Origin of the sequence: Streptomyces sp. NPDC048650 (genome assembly GCF_043199095.1) — a bacterium.
Classification (GTDB): domain Bacteria; phylum Actinomycetota; class Actinomycetes; order Streptomycetales; family Streptomycetaceae; genus Streptomyces.
In genome coordinates this window covers 480,086-492,293 of record NZ_JBICVM010000004.1, presented here as the reverse complement: position 1 = coordinate 492,293, position 12,208 = coordinate 480,086, and the positions used below count along the sequence as shown (strand labels likewise).

The window sequence follows — 12,208 nt, the reverse complement described above, 5'->3', positions numbered from 1 at the left end:
CGTGCGTACGCCTCTGTTGCCTCTGTGCCACCCCGCATGGTGCAGGCCCCGACGCCCGGACCGGAAGACCTGGGAGGAGAGAAACATCGGATGACACGCGCCGGAAGTCCCCTAAGGAGGCGGGCAGTTGAGGGTTTATCGCGCCACTGACATGGTGATACCTCGGATGTAAGAGAGGCGCCGGGAGGGCGAATCGGGGGAGTGCGTCCACCGTGACCGCGCGTCAGCGGTCTGGAACACGGACGGGACAGCCTGTTCAATGGGCGCGGCCGACTTGCAGGGGAGGCACCATGTCCGACACCGTCGTCCCGCCCGCCACCGCGCCCGCCATTCGCTCGGGGGGCCATGAACGCGGCTATGCCGAGTTCCTCGAACGCGCCGGACGGATAGCGACCGGCTTACGGGACACGGGCATCGGGCCCGGAGACCGCATCGCCGTCGTGATGCGCAACGAACCCGCGTATCTGGAGATCACCGCTGCGGCCGCCCAGCTGGGAGCCTCCGCGGTGCCCGTCAACTGGCACTTCAAGCACGACGATCTACGACATGTGCTCACGGACAGCGGCAGCAAGGCCGTCCTGGTGCACAGCGACATGGTGGCGGCGGTGACCGCCGTCCTTCCCGCGGGGGTACGGATCATCGAGGTCCCGGTCCCGGACGGCGTTGCGGCCGCGTGCGGCCTCGCCCCGCAGCCCACCAGCGGCGCCCACCCCCTCCTGGACACCTGGCTGATGGAATACGAGCCACTGGCCCAGGCCGCCGCGGACCGTCCGCCCACCGTGATCTACAGCTCGGGAACCACCGGTCGTCCCAAGGGAGTTCTGCGCGCCCCCGTCCCCCAGGAGCGCCTCGCCGACGCGGTGCGGTCCTTCCTGGAGTACTTCGCCGTGGCCCCGGGAGGCCGGACGCTCATCCCCGCCCCGCTCTACCACGCCTCGCCCAGCCAGCACGCGGTGCTTGCGCTCGCCGCCGGACTGGACATCACCCTCATGCCGCGCTTCGACGCCGAGGAGTTCCTGCGACTGGTCGAGCGGCACCGCATCGAGCAGGCGCAGGTGGTCCCCACGATGTTCGTACGGCTGCTGAGGCTGCCCAAGGACGTACGGGAGCGCTACGACCTGAGCTCGCTCACCTCGGTGGTGCATGCCGCGGCGCCCTGCCCGCCGTACATCAAACACGCCATGATCGACTGGCTGGGACCGGTGCTGCGGGAGTACTACGGGGGCAGCGAGACCGGGGCCGTGACCTGGTGCGACAGCCCGGAGTGGCTGGCCCACCCCGGTACGGTGGGCCGGGCGGAGGGGACCTGCGGGGTCGTGGTCCTCGGGTCCGACGGCGAGCCGGTGCCGACGGGTGCCACCGGCGAGATCTACCTCCGGCCGTCGGACAACTGGCCGCAGTTCACCTACCTCGGCGACCCGGCCAAGCGCGCCGCGATGGAAGCGCCGGGCCGCCCCGGATACGTCACCATCGGCGACATCGGCCACCTCGACGCGGACGGCTACCTCTACCTCAGCGACCGCCGCAACGACATGGTCATCTCCGGCGGCGTCAACATCTACCCCGCCGAGATCGAGGGCTGCCTGCTCTCCCTCGACGGGGTGCGGGACGCGGCCGTGTTCGGCATCCCGGACGAGGAGTTCGGCGAGGTGCTCGTCGCCCATCTGGAGACCGAGCCGGGCGTGGTGCTGGGAGCCGAGGAGGTACGCGACCACGTCGCCGGGCGGCTGGCGCGGTACAAGGTGCCCCGGGCCGTGGTGTTCGAGGAACGGCTGCCGCGGGACGAGTCGGGGAAGCTGTTCAAACGCCGGTTGCGGGATCCGTACTGGGCGGGCCGGGACGGGGTGATCTGACGGGGGGGGTGGGGTGCCGGGGCCCCGCCGCCCCGGACGGCGTCCGGGCGCCGCCGGCGGCCCGGGGCCGTGCAATCGGGCATTGCCGCAGACCTCTTGACACCCTTTTGACGCCTCTCGAATGATGTGACGCCGGGGAACGATGATGTGGCGCCGGGGGCCGAAGGGACAGGAGAGGCCCATGGCGGCTGACCGGAGACGGACCACGACCAGGGACCTGCGGCGCGGGAACCGCTCGGTGCTGCTGTGGTCCCTGTATTTCGACGGACCGCTGAGCAGACACGACCTCGGTGTCCGTACCGGGCTGAGCCTCACCACGGTCTCCACGGTCGTCGGCCGACTCCTCGACGAGGGCGTCGTGGTGGAGGCCGGGGCGGTCGACTCCGACGGCGGGCGGCCCCGGATCCTGTTACGGGTCGATCCCGGACGGCACCGTGTCATCGGGGTGGACGTCGGCGAGACCCGGGTCCGGGTCGAGCTGTACGACCTGGCGATGAACGAACGGGCCACGGCCGACCACCCGTTGGAGAGCGGCTGCCACGACGTCGGCCCGGTGGTGGAGCGGATCCTGGCCGGGCTGGACGAGGTGATCGCGGCCGCCGCCGTCGACCCGGCCGACATTCTCGGCGTCGGAGTGGCCGTTTCCGGCATCGTCGAGCACACCGGGGCGAGCGGGGGCGGCGCGCTGGTGCACGGCCAGACCTTCGCCTGGGACGCGGTGCCGCTCGGCCGGCTGCTACGGGACGGCACCGCCGCCCACCCGGGCACCGGCCTTCCGCTGCACATCGCCAACGGCGCCACCACGCTCGGCCAGGCGGAGATGTGGTTCGGCGCGGGCCGGGGCACCGACCATGCCGTGATCGCGCTGATCGGCTCCGGGGTCGGGGCCGCCGTCGTCGCCGACGGCGGCTTCTACCGCGGTGCCACCAGCAGCGCCGGGGAGTGGGGCCACACCGTCGTCCAGGTCGGCGGGCGGCGCTGCCGCTGCGGGGGCCGCGGCTGCCTCGAGGCGTACGTCGGCGCCGAGGCGATCCTGGACCGCTACCACCAGGCCCGCCGCGGCCGCCCCGCACCGGGCGCCGACGAGGAATCCGCGCTGGCCGCCCTCGTCGCGGGCGCGGACGACTCCGCCGCGGCCCGCCGGGTCCTGGACGAGACCGCCGGCTATCTCGGCGCCGGCATCGCCAATCTGGTCAATCTCTTCAACCCGCGGCGCATCATCCTCGGCGGCTGGGCCGGGCTGCTGCTCGGCGCCCGGCTGCTCCCGCAGATCCGCGAGGTGGTGGCCGGTCAGGCGCTACGGCATCCGTACCAGCGCAGCACCGTGGAACTGTGCCGGCTCGGCCCGGATGCGGTGGCGCTGGGGGCGGCGACCCTGCCGGTCGAGCGGTTTCTGGCCGCGGGCGGTACGGCCTGACGGTCGGCCCGGGGGGAGCGGGCCGACCGCTCCCCTCCCCCCGGCAGTGGCATCGTCGCGGCGGCGTGTGCCGACGGCCGCAGCGCCGCTACGCCACCGACGCATCCGGGACGATCTGCAGCTTGCGGCCGGTGCCCTGCCGGAACGTGTCCAGGGCGGTGGCGTACGAGTCCAGGCCGAAGCGGTGCGTGATCATCGTGTCCGAGTCGATGACGCCCTTGCCGAGCAGCTCCACGGCACGGCCGTAGCTGTGCAGGATCGCCATGCTGCCCACGATCCGGATCTCGTCGTTGTAGATGCGGAACGGTGAGAAGCGCGCCAGCTCCTGATCGGGGGCGCAGCCGAACTGCTGGAAGGTGCCGCCGCGCACCGGCCGGGTCAGGCCGTCCTCGATGGCCCGGATGTTGCCGGTGCAGTCGGTGACCACCTCCCAGCCGCGCGGATGGCCGGCGATCAGCGCGTCCGCGCTGGTGGCGACGGCATCGGCGCCGAGCTTACGGGCCACCGCCAGCCGCTCCTCGTTGATGTCGACGACCGAGACCGAGGCGGCGCCGGAGCGCTGGGCGACCTGGAGGTAGAGCAGGCCCATGGTGCCCGCGCCGTAGATCAGGAAGTTGTCGCCGAGCTTGGGGGCGACGATGTCGAAGCCGCGGACGATGGTCGACAGCGGCTCGATGAGCGGGGCGTGGGCGAGTGCGACGGTCTCGGGCAGCCGGTAGCAGTTGCGGGCCGGCACCTTGACGTATTCGGCGCAGGCGCCGTCGACGGTGATGCCGATGGTGCCCCACCGCTCGCAGAGATTGCCGCGGCCGATGGCGCAGAAGTGACAGGCGCCGCAGTAGATCGCGGGGTCGGCGGCGACGGCCTCGCCCTCGGCGAAGTCCGTGACGCCCGCGCCCACGGCGACGATCTCGCCGGCGAACTCGTGCCCGGGTATCACCGGGTAGCGCGTCGGCCCGAACTCGCCCGCCAGCATGTGCACATCGGTACCGCACAGACCGGCGGCGGCGACCTTGACGACCACCTCGCCGGGGCCGGGCGTGGGATCGGCGACGGTGGTGACGGAGAGCCGCTCCGGTTCCTCGATGACTACGGCGCGCATGGCAGGGACCGCCTTTCGGAGGGGGAGTTGGTGGATCGAGAGGGGGTGGGTCGGGTGCGGGGGCCGCTCAGGCCGCGCGCAGATTGCGGGACTCGACCTGCATGATCTTCTCGACCTTGGGAGCCGAACCGCCGCCCGCGAAGTCGGACACGAGCCAGTGCTGCAGGCACACCAGCGCCGCCTCCACCCCCATGGTGCGGTTGCCGAAGCAGGCGATCTGCGCGTCGTTGGACTTACGCGCCCGCTCGGCGCTGTAGCTGTCCGGGATCTGCGCGGCGCGGATGCCGGGGACCTTGTTGGCGGCGATGGCCATGCCGATGCCGGTACCGCAGATGAGCACGGCACGCGCGTGCTCGCCGCGGGCCACGCTCTGCGCGACGCGTTCGGCCACGTCCGGATAGTCCTCGGCGGCTCCGGCGCTCATATCGGTCACCGGATAGCCGTGTCCGGTGAGATAGGCGACCATCGCGTCCTTCATGGCGATCCCGGCGTTGTCTGCGCCGATCGCAATGGGGTGGGTGTTCTGCACGGGGGTCTCCCTAGGGGTGTCGGCGGCCGGAGCCAGGGGATGTCAGCAGACGGAGATCTCTTCGAGGACCTTGCGCAGGCCCTCCGGGTCATGGGCCAGCCGGCCCAGGAACAGCCCGTCGACGGCTCCGGCGAGTGCGCCGTATGTGCCGGGCCCGGCCGTCCCGCCGTAGATCAGCCGTCCGGTCACGTCGTGATCGCGCAGCGCGCCGCGAAGGGCGGCGGCCACCGTGCGGACGTGCCGGGCGGGTGCCGCCTCGCGGGCGCCGATCGCCCAGATCGGCTCGTACGCGAGGACGACCTCACTGCCCGGCGCGGCCCCGGCCAGCGCGGCCCGGACCTGGGTCAGCGTTTCCTCGACGGCCGCGTCGAGATCCTCGGCACGCCGTTCACCTGCGCAGATGACGGGCACCAGGCCGGCGTGGGTGGCCGCCCGGGTCTTGGCGGCCACCGTCTCGTCCGTCTCGCCGAAGTGCCGGCGGCGCTCGGCGTGCCCGACCTCGACATAGCGTGCGCCCGCCTCGGCGAGCATTCCGGCGGACACCTCACCGGTCCAGGCCCCGCCGTCGGCCCAGTGCACGTCCTGCGCACCGAAGCCGACACGGGTGCCGGCCAGCAGCTCGCGGGCGTCCGCGAGGGCGGGGAAGGACGGCAGGACGAAGAGGTCGACGGGGCGGGGGAGCGTGGCCAGCGTCTCGTCGAGCGCGGCCACCCGCGCGAGCCAGGTCCGGGTCTGCGCCAGGCCGAAGTAGAGCTTCAGCGAGACGCCGACGATCGGGCGCGGGGGCGCGGCGGACGGCGAGTTCTCAGGGATCACGTCGTTCATGATGCTTCAAACAACACCACATGTGATGTTCTCAAATCAAGACGTTAACTTCACGCGATCTCTGTGATTTTTGCGCTTCCGGTGACCCTGCAGCCGGCGGCCGGTCGGCGGGTGGCTCGGTAGTCACCGCCCGCCCGCAATGACCCCGGAGGTAATCGACCACGCCGGCGGCTCCTGGAAGCGTGGGCCGCGGGACGGGCACCGCACCGTCCCCGAGAGAAAGGCAGCCCCCATGACCGCATACGCCATCGCCCACCTGCGGCCGACCACCGCACCGCACCCCGACATCGCCCGCTATCTCGACCGGATCCAGGCCACCATGGAACCGTTCGGCGGCCGCTTCCGTGTGCACAACGCCAAGGTCGAGGTGGTGGAGGGCAGTTGGCCGGGCTTTGTCGTCGTCATCGAGTTCCCCGGCACGGACCGGGCCCGCGCCTGGTACGACTCGCCCGCCTATCAGGAGATCCTGCCGCTGCGCACCCGCCACATCGCGGGCGACGTGGTGCTCGTGCCGGGGGTCGGCGACGACTACGACGCGTCGAAGACCGCCGCGGAACGCCGGGCCGCGGCCGCCGGGTAGCCCTGGAGGCGCATCGGCCCGCACCGGTCCGGTCCGCCTCAGCTCTGCCACACCCGCGTGAGCAGGGCGTTCATCTCCTCCGGCCGGTCCTGGTGCGGGGCGTGGTCGGCGCCGCTCACCCGCACGTGGCGGGCGCCGATCGCGTCGGCGACGTACGCGCCGCAGGCCATCAGCGCCTCGCCGCTGAACGCCCGGTACTCCGGGTGCGCACTCTCCCAGGTGCCGTTCACCACGACCTTGGGCAACTGCGCCTCGGCCGGCGGCCCGAGGGGGATCCGGGCGTCCCACACCGGCCGTTCGCGCATCGCGGAGCGAACTGCACGCAGCAGTCCAGGTGGGCGCCGCGCCCCACGAGCCGGCCGACGTCTTCGGCGTCGACCGCGTAGTCGCTGCGGGTGGTCGCGGGGCTGTCGCCGAAGCCGCGCCGGTCGACCAGCTCCAGCCGGAACGACGCTGCCAGTGGCCGCTGGGCCGCGAAGCGCCGGGTGCCCCAGCTCATCGTGCCGTGCACCAGAACGGCTCGCGGTGCGCCCGGCGTCGCCTCGTCCCACACCGTCACATGGAGCGGGTCGCGGTCCTGGTGGGGGACGGGCTCGTGGTCCGGAAGTCGGGAAGGGGTCATGCGGCTCCACCGTAGAGGCCGGGTCGCCCCGGCACAGGGCCCCTCGCCCGCCGTGGTCCGACCTGCCCAGCCACACCTGAATACACGTCAACTCCGGTTCATCCCATGCGACATGACGCCGACCGACCGCTGCGCGGCGCGTGGTCCGCGCCTCGTGTCGCCGGCCGTGCCGCCGGCCTTGGGGGCGCGCACGCCGGGCCCGCGCGCAGCGCCTCGGCGGCCGCGCGGGAGCGCGCCCGGAGGGGCCGCCGAGCGCCGGACGCGGACCCGGGCGCCGCCCGAGGTCTGCGCCGTCCGGGCGCTGCACGGCGGGGGCGTGCGGCCGGGGCCGTCCGGGGGAGCGCGGTGGTCTCCGAGGCGGCAGGGGTGAAATACCCAGGAAGGTGGTGGTATGTGTCGGGGATGAGCGCCTCTACACGGTATGCGGCCGTCGCCCTGATCGGCGCGCTGGCCATGGGCTGCGGTGGCCCGCCCCGCACCCCGCACCCGGCCCCGCAGGGAGCCCGGGCGCCACTCGCCAAGGCCAAGCCGCGGGGCAACGCGGGCGCCCCGATGACCAAGGTCGCCCGGTCCTTCACCCTGGTCGCCTCGGGGGACACCATTCCCTCCGCCCCCGACGTCCTCGACACGGCGCACCGCGATGCCGTGGACGCGGGTTACGACTACCGGCCGATGCTCGAGGGCGTGCAGCCGGTCATCGCCGGGGCGGATCTGGCGCTGTGTCATCTGGGGGCTCCGCTCGGCCCGTTGTCCGGGCCGTTCACCGGCTATCCCGTCTACCAGGCGCCGCCGCAGCTGGCCACGGCCCTGAAGGCGACCGGCTACGACTCGTGCTCCACCGCCTCCAGCCATGTGCTGGACCAGGGAGTCCCGGGGGTGAGCCGCACCCTGGAGGCCATGGACACGGTCGGGCTGCGGCACGTCGGCTCCGGGCGCGACGAAGCCGAGGGCACGCGGCCCGCGTTGCTGCGCTCCGACGGCGGCGCCCGGGTGGCCCAGCTCGCGTACACCTACGGCACCGACCAGAAGCGCCGCCCGGCGTCCGCGCCCTGGACGGTCAACCTGCTCAACGTGAAGAAGATCATCGACGATGCGCGGGCGGCCCGCCGGGCCGGTGCCGACGTCGTGGTCGTCAGTCCGCACTGGGGCGCGGAGTACCGGACCGCCCCCACGGCTCAGCAGGTCCAGCTCGCCCGCGCGCTCACCGCCTCGAAGACCGGCGGCCGCCCCGACATCGACCTGATCGTCGGCACCCACGCGCACACCCCCCAGCCGTACGAGAAGGTCAACGGCACCTGGGTCGTCTACGGCCTCGGCAACCAGATCTCCGGCGCCATGAGGAAGCCGGAGGGCAACTGGGGCACCCTCGCCCGCTTCCGGTTCGCCCCGCCCGACCGGGCCGGGCAGCGCTGGCAGGTCACCCGGGCCGAGTACATCCCGCAGCTGACGGTGCTGGGCCCGCCGCTGCGGGTGCGCAATCTCGCCGGCACCGAAGGCCATGGGGACGTCCGCAAGGCGATCCGCAAGGCGGTGCTCAGCCGGGGCGCCCGCGCCGACGGGCTGACGGCGGGAAGGTGAACGGCGGCCCCGGGCCGCTCCGGTGCGGCTCGTCCGCGGGGTATGAAACCCTGGTCACGTGCCGGATCGAGTGCCGGCCGGACATCGGTGAGTCCAAGGAGGGCCAGGGCAGTGAGCGAGAGTGCGGCCGCCCGGCCCCGCAATCCGCGCGGACAGGGCGAGCGTCTGCGTGAGGAGCTGCTGCGCGCCACCGAACGCCTCCTGGAGGAGGTCGGCAGCGAGGACGCCCTGTCGCTGCGCGCGGTGGCCCGCGAGGCGGGGGTCGCCGCGCCCAGCATCTACCGCCACTTCGCCGACAAGACCGAACTGGTCTGGGCGACGATGGAGGTCAGCTACGAGCGGCTCGGCCAGGCGATGGCCGATGCCGCCGCGAAGGCGCCGGACGACCCCGTCGCCCGGCTCCGCGCCCAGCTGCGCGCGTACTGCCGCTACGCCATCGGGCACCCCGCCACCTACCGCCTGCTCTACGAGACCCGGCAGACGCCGGTCGGCCCGGAGCGGCTGGCCGGGCATCCGGCCGGGCCGCTGGTGCGCGGCTTCCACGACGCCCTGACCGCCTGCGAGGAAGCCGGCTGGCGGGTGCGCGGCTCGCGCACCGAGGCACCGTACGTGCTGTGGTCGTCGGTGCACGGCCGGGTCATGCTCTGGCAGGTCATGCCGAGCCAGAAGGACGCCAGCCGGCTGGACCGGTTCGTGGACGAGATCCTTCAGCTGCTGCTCGAGCGCTGAGTCACCCCTTCTCCTGCGCGGCCGGTGAGCCCCGGCCGGCACCCGGGACACGCTTATCTGTGTATTACACATGTAAGCTTACGGTTGTTAGGCGAACGTTCGACTCATGACGCACGCCCCGCCGGTGTGCGCGCACGAAGCGAGATGAGCGAGATGACTCTTTCCACCGCACCCGCACCGCTCCCCGTCCAGCCCCCGGCCGGCTGCCCCTTCGATCCGCCCGCCGAATTCGGCACCCTGCGCACCGAGGAGCCGATCTCCAAGGTCTCGCTCGCGGACGGCAGTTGGGCCTGGCTGGCCACCCGCTACAGCGACATCCGCGCGATCCTCGGCGACACCCGCTTCAGCTCCGACACCACCGTCCCCGGCTACCCCCTCAGCGGCATGACCGGCGGCGCCACCACCGAGAACCGCGGCTTCATCCGCATGGACCCGCCCGAGCACACCCGGCTGCGCCGCATGGTCACCCGGGAATTCATGGTCAAGCGGGTCGAGGCGCTGCGCCCGGAGATCCAGCGCATCACCGACGAGCTCTGCGACGCGATGGAGCGCACACAGGGCCCGGTGGACCTCGTCGAGTCGCTGGCCCTGCCCGTGCCCTCGCTCGTCATCAGCCTGCTGCTCGGCGTCCCCTACGACGACCACGACGTCTTCCAGAGCCTCACCGGCACGCTGCTCTCCCGTACCGTCCCGGACGCCGAACGCGAGATCGCACGCCGCGAACTGCGCGACTACCTCGACCGGTTGGTGACCGCCAAGGAGGCGGACCCGGGCGACGACATCCTCGGCCGGCTGATCGTCGAACAGCAGCGGACCGGCGAGATCACCCACGACGACGTGGCCGCGTTCGCCGCGCTGCTCCTCATCGCGGGGCACGAGACCACCGCCAACATGATCGGCCTCAGCGCGCTCACCCTGATGCGCGACCCGGAGTCTGCCGAGCGGCTGCGCCAGGACCCCGGCCTGATCCGCGGCGCCGTCGAGGAACTGCTGCGCTTCCACAGCATCATCCGCAACGGCCCGCGCCGCGTCGCCACCGCCGACATCGAGATCGACGGGCACCTCATCCGCGCCGGCGAAGGCGTCGTCGCGGCCGTACCGTCCGCCAACCGCGACGAGAGCGTCTTCGCCGACGCCGACCGCCTCGACATCTGCCGTCCCAACGCCCAGCACCACGTCGCCTTCGGCTACGGCATCCACCAGTGCCTGGGTCAGGCGCTGGCCCGCGTCGAACTCCAGGTGGTGATCGGCACCCTGCTGCGTCGCTTCCCCACGATGCGGCCCGCCGTGCCGGTCGAGGAGATCCCCTTCCGCACCGACATGTCGATCTACGGCTGCCATGCGCTGCCCGTCACCTGGTGACCGGTCCCACCCCACCCACCGCCCCACCCCACGGAGTTCCCACCATGAAGATCACCCTTGACGCCGACAAGTGCTGCGCCGCCGGTCAGTGTGTACTGATCGCCCCCGAGGTCTTCGACCAGCGCGACGAGGACGGCGTCGTCGTCCTCCTCGACGCCGAGCCGCCCGCCGAACAGCACGACGCGGTGCGCGAAGCGGCGGCCATCTGCCCGGCCGCCGTCATCGAGGTCCACGCATGACCGGCCTGCCCATCGCGATCGTCGGCGCCTCCGCGGCCGGACTCGCCGCCGCCGAGGCACTGCGCCGCTCCGGCTGGACCGGCCCGCTCACCCTGATCGGCGACGAGCCGCATCTGCCGTACGACCGGCCTCCGCTGTCGAAACAGCTGCTGCACGGCCAGTGGGAGCCCGAGCGCCTGCTGCTCCGCACCGAGGAGCAGCTCGCACCGCTCGCCCTGGACCTGCGGCTCGGCACCCGGGCGACCGGCCTCGACGCCGCCACCCGCACCGTCACCCTCGACGGGGGCATGGGGGTCCCCCCGCTCGAGCGAGGTCGAGAGCGGGAGAGGCTCGCCTGCGCCGGAGTGATCGTCGCCACCGGCGTGGCGGCCCGTACGCTGCCCGGCGCCCACCGCACCGCCGGCGTGCACACCCTGCGCACCCTCGACGACGCCCTGGCCCTGCGCGCCCGGCTGACCGGCACCGGGCACCGCCTGGTGATCGTCGGCAACGGCGTCCTGGGCTGCGAAGCGGCAGCGGTGGCACGGGAACTGGGACACGACGTCACACTCGTCGGCGTCGACCCGATACCGATGGCCGCCGCCGTCGGCCCCGAGGTGGGCGAGCTGCTCGCCGAGGAGCACCGGGCGCGCGGTGTGCGGCTGCTGACCGGAGTGGTGGACGGCTTCGAGGCGGACGCGGAGGGGGTGGTCACCGGCGTACGGCTGGCCGACGGAGGCACCCCCGGCAATGGGGGCGTAGTCGCCGGGGGAGGGGGAGGCACCCTGCTGCCCGCCGACACCGTCCTGCTGGCCATCGGCTCCACGCCCGCCGTCGGCTGGCTGGCCGACCCGGCCCTGGACACCTCCGACGGCCTGCGCTGCGACGCGTACTGCGCCGCGGCCCCCGGCATCTACGCGGCGGGTGACGTGGCCCGGTGGGACCACCCGGTGCACGGCCGGCCGCTGCGCTTCGAGCACCGGATGAACGCCAGCGAACAGGGGATGGCCGCCGCCCGGAACCTGCTGGCCGAGCTGGCCACGGAGGGCGTGGCGGGCGCGGCCCCCCAGGAGCGCCGCCCGTTCGCCCCGGTGCCGTACTTCTGGTCCGACCAGTACACCGTCAAGGTCCAGGCGTACGGGCCGACCGCGGGCGCCGACCGGGTCGAGACCACGGTGCTCGACCGGGACCGGCGCCGTACCGTCGCCCTCTTCGGGCGCGCGGGGCAGGCCGTCGGCGTCCTGGCCACCGGGCTGCCGCCCCGCCAGGTCCGCGCCCTGCGCGCGGTGATCGCGACGCCCGTGGCCTGGGAGGAGGCGCGCGAGCGGATCGCCGCCGCGACGGCCACCGGCTGACGGTGCCGGATCAGGCAGGACTGTGCCCGATCATGGAG

Annotated in this window: 13 protein-coding genes; 8 read left to right on the top strand and 5 right to left on the bottom strand. The window is 73.1% G+C overall.

The window, feature by feature from the left end:
• Window positions 1-290: 290 nt before the first annotated feature.
• Complete coding sequence (locus ACGFML_RS14605) at window positions 291-1,853, top strand: AMP-binding protein (protein WP_393543521.1); 1,563 nt, start codon at window positions 291-293, stop codon at window positions 1,851-1,853.
• Window positions 1,854-2,034: 181 nt separating this feature from the next.
• Window positions 2,035-3,270 carry an ROK family protein gene (locus ACGFML_RS14600; protein ID WP_393543519.1) on the top strand — a complete coding sequence of 412 codons (1,236 nt, stop codon included), beginning with the start codon at window positions 2,035-2,037 and terminating at the stop codon, window positions 3,268-3,270.
• Window positions 3,271-3,358: 88 nt separating this feature from the next.
• On the opposite strand, the gene ACGFML_RS14595 is transcribed toward ACGFML_RS14600, so the two are convergent.
• The 3 genes from ACGFML_RS14595 to ACGFML_RS14585 form a co-directional block, all read right to left on the bottom strand.
• A complete protein-coding gene (locus tag ACGFML_RS14595) occupies window positions 3,359-4,372 on the bottom strand; it encodes a zinc-dependent alcohol dehydrogenase family protein (protein ID WP_393543518.1) in 1,014 nt (337 codons plus the stop codon).
• Between the two features lie 67 nt (window positions 4,373-4,439).
• Window positions 4,440-4,901 carry an RpiB/LacA/LacB family sugar-phosphate isomerase gene (locus ACGFML_RS14590; protein WP_393543516.1) on the bottom strand — a complete coding sequence of 154 codons (462 nt, stop codon included), beginning with the start codon at window positions 4,899-4,901 and terminating at the stop codon, window positions 4,440-4,442.
• 42 nt (window positions 4,902-4,943) lie between these two features.
• Window positions 4,944-5,717 (bottom strand): triose-phosphate isomerase family protein, encoded by a 774-nt coding sequence (locus ACGFML_RS14585; protein ID WP_393543515.1) that lies wholly within the window; start codon window positions 5,715-5,717, stop codon window positions 4,944-4,946.
• Window positions 5,718-5,958: 241 nt separating this feature from the next.
• Here ACGFML_RS14585 and ACGFML_RS14580 point away from each other — a divergent pair, with 241 nt between their 5' ends.
• Window positions 5,959-6,306: a DUF1330 domain-containing protein gene (locus ACGFML_RS14580; RefSeq protein WP_393543513.1), complete on the top strand. Its 348-nt coding sequence runs from the start codon at window positions 5,959-5,961 to the stop codon at window positions 6,304-6,306.
• 38 nt (window positions 6,307-6,344) lie between these two features.
• Here ACGFML_RS14580 and ACGFML_RS14575 read toward each other — a convergent pair whose 3' ends face one another.
• Window positions 6,345-6,536 (bottom strand): hypothetical protein, encoded by a 192-nt coding sequence (locus ACGFML_RS14575; RefSeq protein ID WP_393543511.1) that lies wholly within the window; start codon window positions 6,534-6,536, stop codon window positions 6,345-6,347.
• The gene (locus tag ACGFML_RS14570; protein ID WP_393543509.1) at window positions 6,533-6,928 is read right to left on the bottom strand and encodes an alpha/beta fold hydrolase; all 396 of its coding nucleotides are present in this window, start codon (window positions 6,926-6,928) and stop codon (window positions 6,533-6,535) included. The genes ACGFML_RS14575 and ACGFML_RS14570 overlap by 4 nt, the downstream gene beginning before the upstream one ends.
• A 402-nt stretch (window positions 6,929-7,330) precedes the next feature.
• Between ACGFML_RS14570 and ACGFML_RS14565 the strand changes: the two genes are divergently transcribed.
• The 5 genes from ACGFML_RS14565 (at window position 7,331) to ACGFML_RS14545 (ending at window position 12,170) form a co-directional block, all read left to right on the top strand.
• Window positions 7,331-8,506, top strand: coding sequence for a CapA family protein (locus ACGFML_RS14565; protein WP_393543507.1), 1,176 nt, complete (start codon window positions 7,331-7,333; stop codon window positions 8,504-8,506).
• A gap of 111 nt (window positions 8,507-8,617) precedes the next feature.
• Complete coding sequence (locus ACGFML_RS14560) at window positions 8,618-9,235, top strand: TetR/AcrR family transcriptional regulator (protein WP_393543505.1); 618 nt, start codon at window positions 8,618-8,620, stop codon at window positions 9,233-9,235.
• A 153-nt stretch (window positions 9,236-9,388) separates the two neighbouring features.
• Window positions 9,389-10,597: a cytochrome P450 gene (locus ACGFML_RS14555; protein WP_393543503.1), complete on the top strand. Its 1,209-nt coding sequence runs from the start codon at window positions 9,389-9,391 to the stop codon at window positions 10,595-10,597.
• 44 nt (window positions 10,598-10,641) lie between these two features.
• On the top strand, window positions 10,642-10,836 hold the full coding sequence (locus ACGFML_RS14550) for a ferredoxin (RefSeq protein ID WP_128511603.1): 195 nt from the start codon (window positions 10,642-10,644) through the stop codon (window positions 10,834-10,836).
• The gene (locus ACGFML_RS14545) at window positions 10,833-12,170 is read left to right on the top strand and encodes an NAD(P)/FAD-dependent oxidoreductase (protein WP_393543501.1); all 1,338 of its coding nucleotides are present in this window, start codon (window positions 10,833-10,835) and stop codon (window positions 12,168-12,170) included. The genes ACGFML_RS14550 and ACGFML_RS14545 overlap by 4 nt, the downstream gene beginning before the upstream one ends.
• Window positions 12,171-12,208: the final 38 nt, after the last annotated feature.

Bases quoted from the DNA above. Each gene is read 5' to 3' on its own strand.
- ACGFML_RS14595 (WP_393543518.1), bottom strand. From the start codon at position 4,372: ATGCGCGCCGTAGTCATCGAGGAACCGGAGCGGCTCTCCGTCACCACC.
- ACGFML_RS14555 (WP_393543503.1), top strand. From the start codon at position 9,389: ATGACTCTTTCCACCGCACCCGCACCGCTCCCCGTCCAGCCCCCGGCC.
- ACGFML_RS14550 (WP_128511603.1), top strand. From the start codon at position 10,642: ATGAAGATCACCCTTGACGCCGACAAGTGCTGCGCCGCCGGTCAGTGT.
- ACGFML_RS14605 (WP_393543521.1), top strand. From the start codon at position 291: ATGTCCGACACCGTCGTCCCGCCCGCCACCGCGCCCGCCATTCGCTCG.
- ACGFML_RS14545 (WP_393543501.1), top strand. From the start codon at position 10,833: ATGACCGGCCTGCCCATCGCGATCGTCGGCGCCTCCGCGGCCGGACTC.
- ACGFML_RS14565 (WP_393543507.1), top strand. From the start codon at position 7,331: ATGAGCGCCTCTACACGGTATGCGGCCGTCGCCCTGATCGGCGCGCTG.
- ACGFML_RS14600 (WP_393543519.1), top strand. From the start codon at position 2,035: ATGGCGGCTGACCGGAGACGGACCACGACCAGGGACCTGCGGCGCGGG.
- ACGFML_RS14580 (WP_393543513.1), top strand. From the start codon at position 5,959: ATGACCGCATACGCCATCGCCCACCTGCGGCCGACCACCGCACCGCAC.
- ACGFML_RS14570 (WP_393543509.1), bottom strand. From the start codon at position 6,928: ATGACCCCTTCCCGACTTCCGGACCACGAGCCCGTCCCCCACCAGGAC.